Annotated in this window: 11 protein-coding genes and 1 rRNA gene; 2 read left to right on the top strand and 10 right to left on the bottom strand. The window is 40.0% G+C overall.

What is annotated here, in order from left to right; all coding sequences use genetic code 11:
* The 4 genes from E7204_RS05550 to E7204_RS05535 form a co-directional block, all read right to left on the bottom strand.
* A 16S ribosomal RNA gene (locus tag E7204_RS05550) occupies positions 1-127 on the bottom strand; the annotation flags it as partial.
* A gap of 469 nt (positions 128-596) precedes the next feature.
* A complete protein-coding gene (locus E7204_RS05545) occupies positions 597-1343 on the bottom strand; it encodes an FAD-dependent oxidoreductase (protein ID WP_295182567.1) in 747 nt (248 codons plus the stop codon).
* Positions 1333-1470, bottom strand: a complete 138-nt coding sequence (locus E7204_RS05540) for an NAD(P)/FAD-dependent oxidoreductase (protein WP_295182565.1) — start codon at positions 1468-1470, stop codon at positions 1333-1335. Before E7204_RS05540 ends, E7204_RS05545 begins: the two co-directional genes overlap by 11 nt.
* A 109-nt stretch (positions 1471-1579) precedes the next feature.
* Positions 1580-2329, bottom strand: coding sequence for an NADPH-dependent oxidoreductase (locus E7204_RS05535; RefSeq protein ID WP_021841389.1), 750 nt, complete (start codon positions 2327-2329; stop codon positions 1580-1582).
* A 584-nt stretch (positions 2330-2913) separates the two neighbouring features.
* Between E7204_RS05535 and E7204_RS05530 the strand changes: the two genes are divergently transcribed.
* On the top strand, positions 2914-3657 hold the full coding sequence (locus tag E7204_RS05530; protein ID WP_295182561.1) for an SIMPL domain-containing protein: 744 nt from the start codon (positions 2914-2916) through the stop codon (positions 3655-3657).
* 177 nt (positions 3658-3834) lie between these two features.
* Here the strand turns inward: E7204_RS05530 and E7204_RS05525 are convergent, their stop codons facing one another.
* Entirely contained in the window at positions 3835-4581 is a 747-nt protein-coding gene (locus E7204_RS05525) for a class I SAM-dependent methyltransferase (RefSeq protein WP_295182569.1), read from the bottom strand.
* Positions 4582-4972: 391 nt separating this feature from the next.
* Here E7204_RS05525 and sstT point away from each other — a divergent pair, with 391 nt between their 5' ends.
* Positions 4973-6235: a serine/threonine transporter SstT gene (sstT, locus tag E7204_RS05520; protein ID WP_295182558.1), complete on the top strand. Its 1263-nt coding sequence runs from the start codon at positions 4973-4975 to the stop codon at positions 6233-6235.
* A gap of 128 nt (positions 6236-6363) precedes the next feature.
* On the opposite strand, the gene E7204_RS05515 is transcribed toward sstT, so the two are convergent.
* The 5 genes from E7204_RS05515 to E7204_RS05495 form a co-directional block, all read right to left on the bottom strand.
* Positions 6364-7548, bottom strand: coding sequence for a cation diffusion facilitator family transporter (locus E7204_RS05515; protein WP_127058281.1), 1185 nt, complete (start codon positions 7546-7548; stop codon positions 6364-6366).
* Positions 7549-7885: 337 nt separating this feature from the next.
* On the bottom strand, positions 7886-9403 hold the full coding sequence (locus E7204_RS05510) for an NAD(P)/FAD-dependent oxidoreductase (RefSeq protein ID WP_127058280.1): 1518 nt from the start codon (positions 9401-9403) through the stop codon (positions 7886-7888).
* Positions 9404-9740: 337 nt separating this feature from the next.
* Positions 9741-11294, bottom strand: coding sequence for a histidine ammonia-lyase (gene hutH / locus E7204_RS05505; RefSeq protein WP_295182552.1), 1554 nt, complete (start codon positions 11292-11294; stop codon positions 9741-9743).
* A gap of 106 nt (positions 11295-11400) precedes the next feature.
* Positions 11401-12705, bottom strand: coding sequence for a Na+/H+ antiporter NhaC family protein (locus tag E7204_RS05500; RefSeq protein WP_295182551.1), 1305 nt, complete (start codon positions 12703-12705; stop codon positions 11401-11403).
* A gap of 316 nt (positions 12706-13021) precedes the next feature.
* Positions 13022-16060 carry an AAA family ATPase gene (locus E7204_RS05495; RefSeq protein ID WP_295182548.1) on the bottom strand — a complete coding sequence of 1013 codons (3039 nt, stop codon included), beginning with the start codon at positions 16058-16060 and terminating at the stop codon, positions 13022-13024.
* Positions 16061-16485 lie beyond the last annotated feature (425 nt).

Raw genomic sequence — 16485 nt, 5'->3', positions numbered from 1 at the left:
TTACGCGTTACTCACCCGTTCGCCACTAAGATCGATAGAAGCAAGCTTCCATCTCTCTCCGTTCGACTTGCATGTGTTAAGCACGCCGCCAGCGTTCGTCCTGAGCCAGGATCAAACTCTCCAAGATATCTTGGAGCTATTTGCTAGCTCGTTTTTCGTTGTTGTCAGCTTAACCGAAGTTATCTGACTTAGAATTTATTTGGTTGGTTTCGACGTTGTCTAAACCCGCACTCTGGCTATGTTCATTTCGTTAAAAATGATTACCTTACATTGTTCAGTTTTCAAAGATCTGCTTCATCGCTTTAACGCGACGTCTTATATAGATTATCACGTCATTAAGTTCATGTCAACCACTTTTTAAAAGTTTTTAAAGCATTTTTAATCAACACTTTTCAAACTATCTTGTTGGTTTTTGTCATGCCTTGTTGCAGCGACTTAATTAGTATATCCATTTGAAGGTTATTCGTCAACCCCTAATTTTTATTTTTTTTAAATTTTTAACCCATGCCAATGATATCGCTCACCGGCATGGGTTTTCTTATTAAGTCGAACTACCTATTTTTAGTTCATACTGCAGTTACGCCACCAATACTACATTAGTATCCGCTTGAATATGCCACGGCACCAAAAGCTGCCATTTGACCTTCACCTACTGCTTTAGCTACCTGTAGCGGTGTTCCCACTACATCGCCGGCAGCAAATAAGCCTTTAAAATTGGTTTCCATATGACGATTAACGGCCACTGCATTACCGTCAAGAATCACACCTTCTACCAAGTTTTCAGGCGGATACGTATCGCGTAAGAAGAATACGCCATCCACTGTTTTCATACCTTCATTCGTATGAATCGCCGTAACGGCCTTTTCACCTTCTACACTTTGCACAACGGCTTTCTTATGTACTACTACGGAAGCCGGCAAGCTGTCCAACCACTCACCGGGCAGTTGCAAAGCACCACCGATGTAGAGGTTCATGTTTTTAGCCAGGGAGGCCAACAATTCCACATCCTGCTGATAAGCCAATGTATTAATATATACGGCTATATCTTTGTCTTCAAAAAAGTGGCCGTCGCAGCTGGCGCAGTAACTCACACCGCGACCAAGCAAGGCACGCTCGCCAGGCACGGTTTTACTCATAGCTACACCGGTAGCTAAAATTACACTTTTTGCTTGGAACACATTGTCCGCCGTCATCAGTGTAAACGGTTCACCGATAAAAACGGATTGAACCCGTTCTTTCACAATAACCGGCTCATACGCCAATGTTTGCTCCAATAAATTTTCCATAAAGTCTATTCCGCTGATTGTCATAATCCCCGGAATATTATTAATCTTATGAGGCACGTCGTAATTTATCACCAAAGCCGGCGGCTTCAAACAATACTACCGACTTATTGTGAACACGTGCGGTTAAAGCGGCTGATAGACCGGCGGGACCGCCGCCTACAATAGCCACATCAAAAACTGCCATATCTGTCCCCTTGCATTTGAAATAGTAAAAAATGGCTGGCCACTTGCTATAACAAGTAGTCAGCCCATAAAAAATACCTTGACGGTGACCGCTCGGGGCGTAAAAGTATTTAATCCTTTACATCATAAAATTTAAAGCCTTGTGCTTCTGCTTGTTGTATTAATTTTTGTCTTAACGGAACTGCCTTTTTACCGGCAACCTGTTTGGTGAACGAATCTACACGACGATTCGTATCACGCATGTCATAATACTGTTCCATCTCTTCATCGTAATCTTCCAAAAGTTCAAGGTACGAGTCAAACACAGTATATGAATCATCAAATACATTAGCTTCACGAGGCATTCGCGGTTTTAATTGCGGCTTCTGATTAGGTACGCCAATACCGACACCTACTACCGGGAAGGTTAATTCCGGTAATTTTAAAAGTTCGATCATCTTAGGTACATTATTTAAGATACTGCCAAAGAAAACAGTACCAAAGCCACCAAGCTCTGCAGCTGCCACCATATTTTGAGCGGCTATGGCTGCATCCGTCCAGCCTTGGAAGAAACGATCACTATCACGTTCAATGTCACTCGTTATACCCTGTTCACGAGCTATGCGTGAGTTACGGTACGCATCGACTATAAAGATAAATAGTTCCGGTACCCGGGCGACATACTCTTGGTTGCAAACTTCCGCAATAGCCGCTTTCAATTCGGGATTTACAATGCGGATAATACTGAAGCTTTGCAGCCCCATACTGGTAGCCGTTCGTTTGGCAATATCCAGCAGTATGCTCAGTTGTTGTGGCGGCATAGGACTGGATTTAAACTCACGAATAGTACGATGATTTAATAAAACGTCAATAGGATTCATGGGATCGTCTCCTTTACTAAAATACATCGGCTGACAAAGTCAGCGAATTGTATTTTACCACAGATTTCCATCATATTGCATATCAAAAAAACTACACATTATGACAAAAATCATACTTATACTGTAAAAATCATTCAATATCGATACTATATCTGCCCCAGTATCTAATATCGAAGTTTCTCTTTTTACAGTACCATTATTTAGTAGGCTTGTCTAGTCCTCAAATAATTGATAAAAGAATCCCTTATTTAGACAATTCCCTGCTTCCTCCCCAAAAGCCGCCTGCTATTATTCTTAATTCACATATTAAATTTCACGATCATGAATACTATACTTAGAATATAACTAATGCATGTTTAGATGTCAAGTAATATATTGTCATGCATAAATCATCAACAAATACTCATACTTATTTGCATTTATACGGTAAATCGGCCGTTTTCTTTAATTTTTTATACAATAAATGGCATTCGTGAAACAAAAATTGCCTAAATGTCCATAATTTGCTATACTACATGTATGGTAACGAAATTTATATTTCAGTTTTCAATTCTAAGTTTTAAATTAAAAAGGAGTCCATTCACATGAAACTTCAATTAACAAAACATTTAACCCGCGGTCTTTTAATTGCAGCCTTGGCAGTAGGCTTCACCGGTTCTGCTTTAGCCGCTGCACCGGCTGATACAGATGCCCAAATCCACGTAAGCGCTACCGCTACTCGCTCCGTAGCACCAAGCTATGCCATTCTTCGCTTAGGTATTACCAGCGAAGCTTCTACCGTAGGGGCTGCTAAAACAACTAATGATCGCGTTATGAGTGATTTAATTGCTCGTCTTGCTAATATCGGCATCACAAAAAACAACATTCAAACATCCTATTTCTCCGTAAATCCTAACAACAATAATTATTATCCTGCCCGTGACAATCGTGACGCAAAACAGGAAACTACTTATACTGTATCCAACAATGTAGCTGTTCGCATCAATGATATGAGCAAAATCAGCCAAGTTATCGATAATGCGGTAGCGGCCGGCGCAAACAACATTCAATCCCTTAGCTTTGAAGCTGATGTAGACCAAGCTTTAAATGACCAATTGACCGCTGAAGCTGTTAAAAAAGGTCGTCATCAAGCAGAAGTGATTGCCGGTGCTTTAGGTCAACAGTTGGGCGGTATTAAAGACGCTTCTGTAGGCGGCACTAACACTTACACTATGGAAAGCTCCATGCGTCTTTATAAAGCATCCGATATGCTTGGTTCTTCTACGCCGGTAGAACAAGGTGACATCACCGTAAGCAAAAATGTAGATTTAACATTCTATGTTCGTTAATCTACTTCACATAGTGAATCTATTTAAATAACTACATAAAAACTAAAGCCGAGTTCCACGGAACTCGGCTTTTTTCGTGTCTGTATATGCTGCAAATTGAGCATATAAGCATATATTTACTTTATTTATAGCTCTATTTAATTATGAGTGACTAACCACAGAGTGACAAAACAGCTATTACTCTTCCGGCACGATACCCACATGAACAGCTACGATACCACCGGTCAATTCGTAATAAGTCGCGTCCTTATACCCCACTTCGTTAAAGTATTCAAGTACTTTAGACTGATGTGGATAACGACGCAAAGACTCAGGTAACCAGGCATAGGATGACTGATCTTTACTTAATTTGCCCAACACAGGCAAGATTTTTTCAAAATACGCATAGTATAACTGTTTAAATCCAAAAACAGTAGGCTTAGCCAATTCTAAAGTTACTACACGGCCGCCCGGTTTAACAACACGCTTCATTTCACTGAGGGTTTTAATAATATCCGGCACATTACGCAACGCAAACGCGCTCATGGCGCAATCGAAAATGTTGGCTTCATAGGGTAAATTCATAGCATCCCCTTCTACTAAATTTACCTTATCGAGTAAGCCGGCCTGATTCAAACGAACTTCACCCTGGGCCAGCATTTCCGGACTGAAATCCAAGGCTTCAATATGAAGACTCGGCATTTGGCGCAATGCTTCTTTCGTCAGCATCCCCGTGCCGCACGCAACGTCTAAAATATTCATATTTTCAGTTAATGCCATTTTTTCAACGGCAAAACGGCGCCAATACGAATCTTGGTGAAAGCTCAACAATGAATTCATAAGGTCGTAATGCTTTGCTATATGTGAAAAAACGCCTTGTACATATACTTCCTTTTCCGCATGATTGGAAAAGCTTAATGACTGCTCTCTTGTATTCCCTTGCATATCTTCTTCACGCACAATCTAGTTTAAACCTACATACCTACCATAATGCGCTATCAATCGTCCGACTAACTACAATTTACTGCCATTTCAAACTATAATTAATCGATTAATAAATCCTCTATTATATTATTGTACCATATAACCCATTTATATTTGATGATTCTTTTCATTATAATGTGTTTCTATAGTATAACTAATAGTTCTCCATTTTGTAAAGTAATTGTGAGCACTAAAAAATCGATAAATAAGGTCAAACATTTTATTTTAAAATATATTTTTCAAAATACACTAATTTTATTCAAATTGCCTCTTGATATTATTTGTTGTCCGTATTATAATGACATATGTCCATTACAAATGCATTATTTTGAGTGTCTAAGGAGAGATTATTATGAAAGCAATTTTACAAGTGTTTAACCGAGTCAAACTGATTTATCAAATCATGATAGGGCTGGTCATCGGTATTTCTGTGGCCCTGATTAATCCGGCTGTTGGTAAAGACTTGTCACTGCTGGGGATTATCTTTGTAGGCGCCTTAAAAGGGATTGCACCATTATTGGTATTCTTCCTTGTTATTGCTGCCGTTTGCCGCCATCGGGCCGATCAAAAAACCGGCATGAAAAAAATCATCGTCATGTATATGGTGGGCATGTTCTTATCCGCATTAATTGCTGTTTTTGCCAGCTACCTCTTCCCGGCCACTCTACATTTAGTGACTGCAGCTGAAGATGCCAAAGCTCCGCAAGGCATCGCGGAAGTATTGATTACTTTATTACGTAATATCGTAGATAATCCGCTTCATGCTATCATGACCGGTAACTATATCGGTATTTTAGGTTGGGCCGTTGTCATAGGTTTTGCCCTTCGTCATGCAACGGAAGAAGTAAAAAGTGTATTCGTAGGAATTTCCGATGCCATTACTATGGTCGTACAATGGGTTATCCGCTTGGCTCCATTCGGTATTATGGGTCTCGTTGCCGAATCTATTTCCACCAGCGGTATTGAAGCATTAGTTGAATACGCTGTATTATTAGGTACTTTATTGGGTAGCATGTTCTTCGTGGCGTTAGTTGTAAATCCAATCATTGTTTACATTGTTATGCGTCGTAATCCGTTCCCGCTTACTTTTAAATGTTTACGTGAATCCGGTATTACTGCCTTCTTCACCCGCAGTTCCGCTGCCAATATTCCGGTTAACATGAATATGGCCAAACGCCTCGGCTTATCCCCTGATACGTATTCTATCGCGATTCCTTTAGGGGCAACCATTAACATGGCCGGTGCTGCTATTACAATTACCATTATGACATTGGCAGCCGTTAATACCCTTCATATTCCGGTTGATTTTGCTACCGCTATCCTATTAAGTATTATTGCCACTATCGGCTCCTGCGGTGCATCCGGTGTTGCCGGCGGTTCCCTCTTGTTAATTCCGCTTGCTTGTAGCTTATTCGGTATCTCCAATGATATTGCCATGCAGGTAGTTGGTGTAGGTTTCATCATCGGTGTTCTTCAAGACTCCACAGAAACTGCCCTTAACTCGTCCACGGATATTCTCTTCGTGGCGGCTGCCGATTTTGCCGAACACGGCTATCCTGAAAATCTCAATGAAGATCAATCTAAAGTAGTAGCCAATAAAACAATCGAAGCATAAATAGTTAAATAGTTATCATTTCTATCACCTACACAAAAAGGATGACTGTTCCTCAGCAGAGGAACGGTCATCCTTTTATTTCATCCGATAAACCTATTTTAAAGCTCTATCAGTGTTTTACCGCCGCTTTAACCGTGAATATTTTCAGTACCCGTATAGCTATGCTCCGGTGTAATTGTCACTACATAAGACGGATCCATGGCCTGCAAAATATTCGTAATTGATTTAGCAATCACATCCATACGTTGACGATCGTCGTAAGGTACAACCAAGTCAAATATGATATGTAATTTATCATCACTTTGCACCGTTCGCAAATCATGAAGGCTCAATTTCTCATCATACGCCTTAATAACCGAGTGAATCTTATCATATAAAGCCATAGATTCTTTCGTGATTAAAAGTGGATCCATATGAATCGTCAACTGAATATATAACTGTTTACGCGCATCTCGTTCAATGCGGTCAATCAAATTATGACTTTTTATAACATCTTCTTTCGCATCGACTTCCACATGAATGCTGGCAAAAACATGGCCCGGGCCATAATCATGAATCATCAAGTCATGAATACCTAAAACGCCCGGATAGGATTTTACAAAATTGGCAATATCATTAACCATTTCAGGACTCGGTTCATTGCCCAACAAACGATTGATGGCATCGGACAATACATGATAACCTGCACGAGCAATCATTAAAGATACGATAGCGCCTAAATACCCGTCAATAGGAAAATCTAAAAGCCCACCTACCAAAAGACCTACCGTAATGCCTAAAGTTGCCCACACATCGGATAAACATTCCAAACCGTTGGCCTGCAAAATCGGTGAATTAATACGAATCCCCACATTTTTGAAGAAAGTGTAGAGCCAAACCTTTAGGCTCATGGCACATAGCATCACAACGAAAGCTAACACCGAAAACTCAACCACTTGCGGGTTCATAATTCTATCGAAGGCTTCCAAAAACAATTGCGTTGCCAAAACAAATAAGAGTATGGAAAAACCAATAGATAACAGATATTCGATTCGACCATGGCCATAGGGATGTTCCTGATCTGCTTGCTTAGCGGAAAAACGGAAGCTAAAAAAAGATATCGCCGAGCCGCCCGCATCAGCCACATTATGGATACCATCACTAATCATGGCAATGGATCCAACCAGTAATCCGACTACAATTTCACCTATACAAATAATTAAATTCGTAATAATACCTACAAGACTTGTTAAATTACCATATCTTGTTCGCACCGTCGGTGCCTTCACACTGTCATAATCTTTAACAAACCATCGTATTAACTGTTCTTGCATATATTGCCACCCACCAATTTTAAACCTTTAAAATCATACACATAACTCAAAACACATCAACATTAAGCACGAAACGATGCCCTAAAATGCGTCGTACACCGTCAATTATTTGACCTTCGCACTCAGCTCTCAATGAATAATCATTATTCACTTAAGATAGTATATACCATTTCTCAATGATTATCAATATGTATTTTTGTAAAAAATACCCTCCTCAAGAAACGCATTATAAAAAGTTTGTAAATAAAACATCTACTATATAATACGCCTCATTAAGGAGGGTTTCAAATTATATTATGTGTTTAAAATATTGAATTTTTGAATTTTAAAGTTCGGCTTACCAACGATGCTCATAGTATACCTGAGTCCACATTACCACTTCCGAAAGAGCCGGATGCGGAGCCATAGTTTCGCCCACAGTTTTAACGGAATGAGGATCCATTTTACGAACCAAACCTTCCGTGCGCAACTGTTTAGTTAAAGCAGACCCGATTTCTTCGTTAATTGGCGTTAATGGTGTATCGCCGCTGTTCATGAGGTTAACGTATGGTTGGAACAAAATAGACGCTTGTGGCCCAATTACGTGAACCCCTAAGATATTATTCGTCTTAGTATCTACTACGATTTTTACAAAACCGTCGTTTTCATCACCCGGATTAAAGCCCATAGCAAAACCCTTTGCAGAAGAAGAATAGAAATTCTTGCCGGTTTTTACACTGTAACCCTGTTCAATCGCTTCTTTTTCAGTAAGGCCTACATGACCTACTTGAGGATAGGTATAGGTTACAGCGGGGATTACATCATAGCGAGCCCAACGGAAATCCTGCGGCGACGTTGCATGATACAAATTATGAGCAATAATATCCGCTTCATAGTTGGCCTTATGACGGAATGGTGCTTCCCCGTTCACATCACCCATAGCATAAACGCCGTCAACCGACGTTTCCAAAAATTCGTTAGTTACAATCCAGCCGCCACGTTTTGTCTTGATGGAAGTATTTTCCAATTTCAATTCTTCCGTAGCCGGTTTGATACCGGACGCCATGAGGATTTCTTCCCCGCGCACTTCACGAATTTCACCGGTTTTACGGTCACGAATTACGACAACTTTTTCGCCATTTTCAACACGTACTTCTTCCGGTTCCTGATTCAAAATGACTTCAATACCCAAACGAGTCAAGTCTTTATAGATTTGTTCGGAAATTTCTTCGTCTTCTTTAGGAAGTAGACGCACATTATGTTGAATTAAAGTTACTTTCGTACCGGCCGCTGCAAATACATGAGCAAACTCGGTACCGATAGGGCCGCCACCCATAACAACCAAGGATTTAAACGGTTTATTCGGATATTTATCACCGAAGAGGCTTTCACTGCTCATATAGCCCGCTTCTTCCAAACCTTTAAGCGGATTAATCTTAGTATGACCACCTACGCCCAATACGATAATCGGTGCGGTAATTTCTTCGGTCACTTCACCACTGTTCATGGTAACTGTCAAAACTTTATCTTTTACAAAAGTAGCGGCACCGCGATACAAATCAACATTATCGAACTTATCGTAGTAAGCTTCAACACCCTTGCTTTCATCGATTTTTTGCCAAACTCGTTTGGACATCAAATCCCAATCAATAGTAGCCGGTTGTACCTGCACACCGATTTTAGGCAATTCCTCGATTTCACGAACCGCATCAGCTACGGTAACCATTACTTTAGTCGGAATGCAACCGCGAGTCAAGCAAGTACCGCCAAATTTGCCTTTCTCAATAATAGCTACTTTCTTACCTTTAGCTATGGCTGCGTCGGCTACAATAGAAGCGCCGCCCGTGCCGATAACAATAAGATCATATGTCTTCATATTAAAACCTCCGTTTTAAATATTTTATGATTTACAATCAATAATTATAATCAATTACTTTATAACCTATTATATCATATCGATACATATAAATAAAGAGATGTATACATTAATTATTTCAAGTAATTTTGGAATTATATAGATGTTGATTTATATGTAAAAACTCTCTGTACCGGTACTTTATAGCGAGTTTTTGTACCAACATACAGAGAGTTTTCACAGAGGCTATATCAAGTCAATATTCAAATTATATAGACCTTTATGAGGTCCGAACCGGGTATACCGAATTGAATCTTAAAGTATATCCTCTTATATCAAATTATGACCGAGAACAAAATTAAATATCGAGGTCTACAACAGCTTCTACAGCTTCCAATAAAGTACCGTCAGCAACAATGGCTGTTACTTTTTCTAATTCTTTGAACATTTCAATGTCTTTATCATAGTCGATAAATTTATTGGATTCACGTACTGCTTTATAAGCAGCGGCTGTGCCTACACCTAATTGACCGCTGTCTTCGCGTAAATCAATAGCCTGACAAGCTGCCAAGATTTCGGTTGCCACTACACGGCGAACATTTTCAGCAATTTCCCCTGCCTTACGACCGGCATGAGCACCCATGCTTACCAAGTCTTCCTGGTTTTCACAAGAAGGAATGGAGTCAACGGAAGCCGGATGAGCAAGTACTTTATTTTCACTTACTAAGGCAGCCGCTGCATACTGAGTAATCATGAACCCGGAGTTTAAGCCGGAGTGTTTAACGAGGAATGATGGGAAACCGCTCAACGAATTATTGAGAAGACGTTCCAAACGACGTTCCGAAATATTAGCAATTTCTGCTAAGCCGATGCCGAGGAAATCGAATGGTAATGCCATCGGTTCACCATGGAAATTACCACCGGAGATTACATCGCCATCCGGTAAAATAATCGGATTATCGGTTACGGAGTTAATCTCAATATCTACTTTTTCTTTTACAAAAGCCAACGCATCTTTGGAAGCACCATGAACTTGCGGTACACAACGTAAAGAGTACGGATCTTGTACACGTAATTCACCTTGCTGTGTAATATAGGTACTGCCTTTAAGTAATACGCGCATATTATGAGCCGTATCTAATTGGCCTTTATGAGGACGAATCGTATGAATGCGTTCATCATAGGCGTTAATAATACCACTCATAGCTTCAGCCGATAAGGCCGCCGCTACGTCGCTTAATTTTAACAAGCACATACCTTCCCAAAGAGCCAAGGCCCCTACGGCTGTCAAAACAGGAGTACCGTTAATGAGTGCCAAACCTTCTTTAGCTTGTAGGGCAATAATAGGGATGCCCGCTTTATCCATAGCTTCTTTACCGGTCAAAAGCTGACCTTCATATTCCGCATCACCAAGGCCAAGCATAGGCAATACCATATGAGATAACGGTGCCAAATCGCCCGATGCACCAAGAGAACCTTTTTCAGGGATATACGGATGAACACCTTTATTAATCATGTTGATTAACGTTTCCAAAGTTTCCAAACGAATACCTGAGTACCCTTTTACCAATGCATTAGCACGAATGAGCATCATCGCACGAGTTGCTTCACGGCTGAATGGTTTACCGAAGCCACAGGAGTGGGTACGGATTAAGTTTTCCTGTAACTGCGAGCAATCTTCTTTGGAAATATGCACGCGGCATAAGGAACCGAAACCGGTGGTTATACCATATACAACCGAATTGCTGTTTACAATATTATCTACGATGGCACGTGATTTTTTGATGCTTTCTATAGCTGATTCTGCCAATTTGATTTTAGCATCATAGCGAGCAACCGCTACTAATTCAGCTAAAGTAAGATCATGACCTGTCAAAACAACTTCTTTTATGGATTTTACGGCTTTAATCATACGTTACATCTCCTATTACATCAATTTACTACGTCTATTTACATTGACCCGACATTCTTTGTTATTATAAACTGCTGAGAAAAACACAATTAACTGCGATTACCTGTTAACCAAGCATTAAAGCACCGATAACGCCGCCTACAAAGAGCGTAATATCGTAGAAAATAAAGGTTGGTACACAAGTATCCCAAATATGATTATGCTGACCGTCCGCATTCAAACCGGATGTCGGTCCCAATGTGGAGTCAGATGCAGGTGAACCGGCGTCGCCTAAAGCAGCTGCGATACCAATTAAAAGGATAATGGCAGGAACACCAAAACCTAATTCAAAGCCCATTGGAATATAAATGGAGGCAATAACCGGAATCGTACCGAAAGAAGTACCGATACCCATGGTAATCAATAAACCAACGGCTAACATAAGAATAGCGCCGGCCATTTTAGTATCAATTACGGAAGTTGTTGCTTCTACTAAAGTTTGAACCGATTGAGTTTCACGAAGTACGTTGGCATAACCGGCCGCAACGAGCATTACAAATGCGATGAAGCCCATCATGCGAACACCACCGTCCATCATAAGGTCCATATCTTTCCATTTAATACAACCGGTAAGTAACATAACTAAGAGACCGCACATGGCCCCGATTGGTAAGGATTGGAAGTAAAGCTGAGCGCCAAAGGCAACAGCAGCACCCAATAAAGCCAACCAGCATTCTTTAGTCATAGTAACATCATCCGGATTTTCATCGGCACCGATAACCGGTAAATCTTCATAATGTCTGTCGCGAGCGTAGAAGAATACGGCAAGAACAAGACCTACCAACATGGAAACGCCGCCGATCCACATAACGGCTGAAATATCCTGAATGGAAACATCTACACCGTTTGCTACCATTTGGTCTTTAATAATTGTCATAAATAAGAGACCGAAACCAACCGGTAAGCTTACATACGGTGCTTTAAGACCGAATGTTAAGGCACAGGCTACAGCACGACGATCCAAATTCATATGATTCATTAATACCAAGAGTGGCGGAATCAAAATAGGAATGAATGCAATGTGTACAGGAATCAAGTTCTGAGAGAAACAAGCTACAAAGGCAATTAAGAATACAAAGGCGATTTTCTTATTCCCTACTACTTGCGTAATTTTACGGGATGCAACACCGGCCAAACCGGAACGACCGATAGCTACTGCCAAGGCACCTAACAAAATATAACTCAAAGCTGTTTCAGAGTTACCACCCATACCGTTAATGAGCGATCCTACGGTGTCTTCAATAGACATCCCGCCGATTGTACCGGCTACTATAGCAGCCACAATTACGGCTAACAGAACGTTCATTTTAAGCAAACAAATGATTGACATGACAATAACTGATACCACTATCGGGTTCATTAAAATATCCATACAGTTTCAACTCCTTTGCTAACCTTTCAAAATCAGTAAAGTAAATGTGTCCGGTCTGAGTAAATATTTACTTTTTTATAGTATACTTTAAATTTGTCGTAAAATAGTCAAAGTTTTTCAAACCTCAAAATTTTGTCATTAAGTATCAAATAGAATAATCTGAAAAAAGTCCGTGAAAATAAGCCCCCGTCAATTTTAAAATCGACATTTTCCAGACGATTTTTATCATGTTAAAATGCTAAATCACAAAACAGAAAAAGAGATTGTAACAAAAATCCCAAATTCCACTTGGAACTTCATTACAATCTCCTTAAACTTACGAAGCTTCATTCATAGCTTCTAATTTTGCTCTTTCATAGGTATCACGGTATAAATCCAAATAGCGTAAAGCACGACCGCTATACATGCCGATACTGCCGCGATAACGCTTATTAACTTCGGATTGCGGATATTCATGCTTAATTAAAGCAATGGCCATATTCACATATCCTACTTCCTGCGGATTATTCATTATCGTTAATTTTGCCATCGCTTCATCAATGTACTTCAAGGCGCCTTCTTGATTGCCTTCGCGCATAGCTAACAAGGCCAAGTACGATTCAACGATTGGACGACGCCAATAGAAGTCATAGCGATTAAAGAATTCATAAGCCTGTTCAAAATAAACTTGTGCTTTGTCAAACTGCCCTAAATTATAGGCCGCAATGCCCGCATTACAGGAAAATACCACCCAGGAACTGTAAGCCTGTTGGTCATTACAAATAGCTAACGCTTTATCATAATACTCAATGGCTTCTTCAAATTGCCCGCGGCCGCGACGGATTTCGCCGATATAATTATAGGCTGCCGCAATATTTAAGGCATAACGACGCGCCACCGTTTGCGTTACCATAAACGTGGCAATAGATTCATTGAGAAGTCGTTCCGCTTCTTCAAAGTCACCTTGCATAATCATATTTAAGCCTTTAAGACGTAAGAATATCCCTACTTCCTTATGGTAGTTACATTCTACGGCCAAATCCAAAGCAATTTCCAAATAGTTTTTCATTTCATTGGTATTGCCTGTTTGGATATCATAGTAAATCATCTGTTTATACCCCATGAGAGTATAATCGCGATTACGCATTTCAGAGGCTTGTTCAATCAAGTCAAGAATATAGCGAACCCCTTTTTCATATTTGCCTTCACGAATGAAATAACGCCCGATTAAGTGCAAATACATAAGTTCCAAATTCTTCACTTCCGTTGTAGCACCGCAAGTTTCACGAATGCGTTCCATCATTTTATCCACATCACTCAGATATTGTAAGGTATCCGCTTCCGTAAAATAACTGGCCCCACCGGTCTGCATTGGTTCGGACAGACTGAGTACCGGGAAGAGTTCATGACTAAAGTTCAAGTAATACATGAGCCCTTTCAGTTTATAGTGCCCCATTTTAACCAATTCGCCGGCCTGTTCATAGTGATATTCCAAATGCTTATAAATCACTACGTCCTTTTTGGAGTGAGTTAAGCGTTTTTCTCTTAAGGATCCCAAATAACCATGCAATATTTTCCATTTTTCCGGTGACAATTGCTGTTGAATAAATTCTTTTAACTTCTGCTGACTGATTTCATATAAAACATCCGCTTGTTGTGAAAACGGCGTTATCATATTCTTCGCTTCCAACGCTTCCAAATATTCCAACAGGCGTAAGGTGTCCATTTTCATATATTCGCTGATCATGGAAATCGGCGCACCATTATAAAACAGCGAAATAAAATCAATAATTTTCTGCTGCTCTTCCGTTAAGGATAAATAATTGGCCTTAAACAAGGTTGCCATATTATTAGTCAATTTATCTAAACTGCCTGTAGTCTTAAGCGAATTTAAACATTCATTGAGTAAAAATAAATTACCTTCTGTTTCCAATTGTAATTTGTTAATTAAATTTGCATCTGTAGGAATATTTAAACCGGCCGCTTCCACATATTGCTGAATATCTTTCTTGGATAACGGATTTAGCTGTGTTACATGAAGACGTTTATAGACTGCAATAGACGTGATAAAATGTTGGAAATCTTTTTCACGAGAATCGCGGCCCGTCATAAGGAACAGAATCCGGTCCGATTGTTTGCGCAGGATTAAACTGCTCAAGAGGGACAAACTGAGCTGGTCCATCCACTGAATATCTTCAAATACAATAATTAATTTTTTATTGGCCGATGCCACATCCAGCACGGTTGACAAAGTATGAAAGATAGAATCAAACTTCAAGATATCCTTAATTTCCACCAAACCTAAATCGCGATCAATACTCATGTCCATTTGTGGGAACAGCGTATATAAGCGGTTAAGCTCAAAATCAGGAATCATCGTTCCGTTTTCTTCCAATAATTTAACAAGGCCATTTACAATTTCTGTCCACGGATGCAGTAAAAAATTACGTTCCAACTGATAACAATTAGTCTGAATAACCGTCACTTCATCCTGTAAGCTGTCGAGCGCAATATCCTTAAGCGTCGTTTTACCGCTCCCCGCATCGCCTAATAAAATCAATGCTTCACCGGCACGACCACGCATAAAGGACCAAATGTGAGCCGTCATATCTTCCAACTCTTTTTCGCGGCCAATGGGAATCGCTATACGATGAGAGCGGTTCTGGAATTTCTTCTCTTCCTGTTGCAGCGCATCTTTAATAATGGCATCAATATCGGCCAAAGCATCGGACTGCATATCCCCTTGGAAAAGCTCTTTCATTTCTTCGTAGAGCTCCATAGCCTGCTGCATCTTACCCTGTTCGCAATAAGCGCGCAGTACGATAGCATACACATTCTCATCATACGGATTCTGAGCTATCAAAAGCTGACCATGCTGTTCAATTGTATTGTAGTCTTTTTCGGACACGGCAATCTGCAATTTTTCGGCAATAGCATCCATATATAGATTTTTTAACCGACTTCTTTCGGCTAAGTACCAATCTTCATATTCCACGGAATCTTTGATGAAAAAGCCCTGCAAAAATTCCCCCTTATATAAATCCAGTTGGCCTACCGGATCGGCTTCGAACAGTTTGCTGTCAATTTCCACATCCACCGCCGGATTGACTTTAATAATCGCTTTACGCGGTGAAATAAATGTATCGGCACCCAGTATTTTCTTTACTTCGTAAATTGCATTGCGGAGATTTTTGCGAGCTACCGCATCCGGTTTATCAGCCCATAAAATACCGCTTAATTCATCACGCATAACGGTCCCGCGCACCAGAATGTAATAAACTAATGCATTGACCTTATTATAGGGGAAAAATACCTCTTCCCCATCCTTGAGAATCTCAGGAGTTCCCAAAAAACGCACTACCAATTTTGCTGCCATAATAATCCCTCTGCCTGTATTGTTATTTTATGACATTCATTTGCGTCAAATGCTAACGTCAAAAAAAACGTCAAACTTTTTAATCTAAAATTTCACGTTGCTTCCATCTTGTGAAATCTTTTTTTGCCACTTTTTATTATACAATAAAGCAATAGATAAAACACGCCAATGAATCAATTTTTCGCAAAATTCATATAGCAATTATGCATAATAAATGGTTTTTTATCGGCCATATGTCATTGAGCCATATCGGGACTGAAACGTACACAAAAAAAAGCAGCATTGCTAAACTATTAATGGTTCTATAATTTATTTTGGGGCGCTAAAGAGAAACGCTAGTTGCGTGTCCTCTTGGCGCCTACTTTTTTTTGCACAAAAAAAGATATATTGAATAAAATCCGATACAATAAAGGTGCTAACAATTA

This window comes from Veillonella sp. (assembly GCF_015058545.1).
Classification (GTDB): domain Bacteria; phylum Bacillota; class Negativicutes; order Veillonellales; family Veillonellaceae; genus Veillonella_A.
This window is presented reverse-complemented; position numbering and strand designations above follow the sequence as displayed.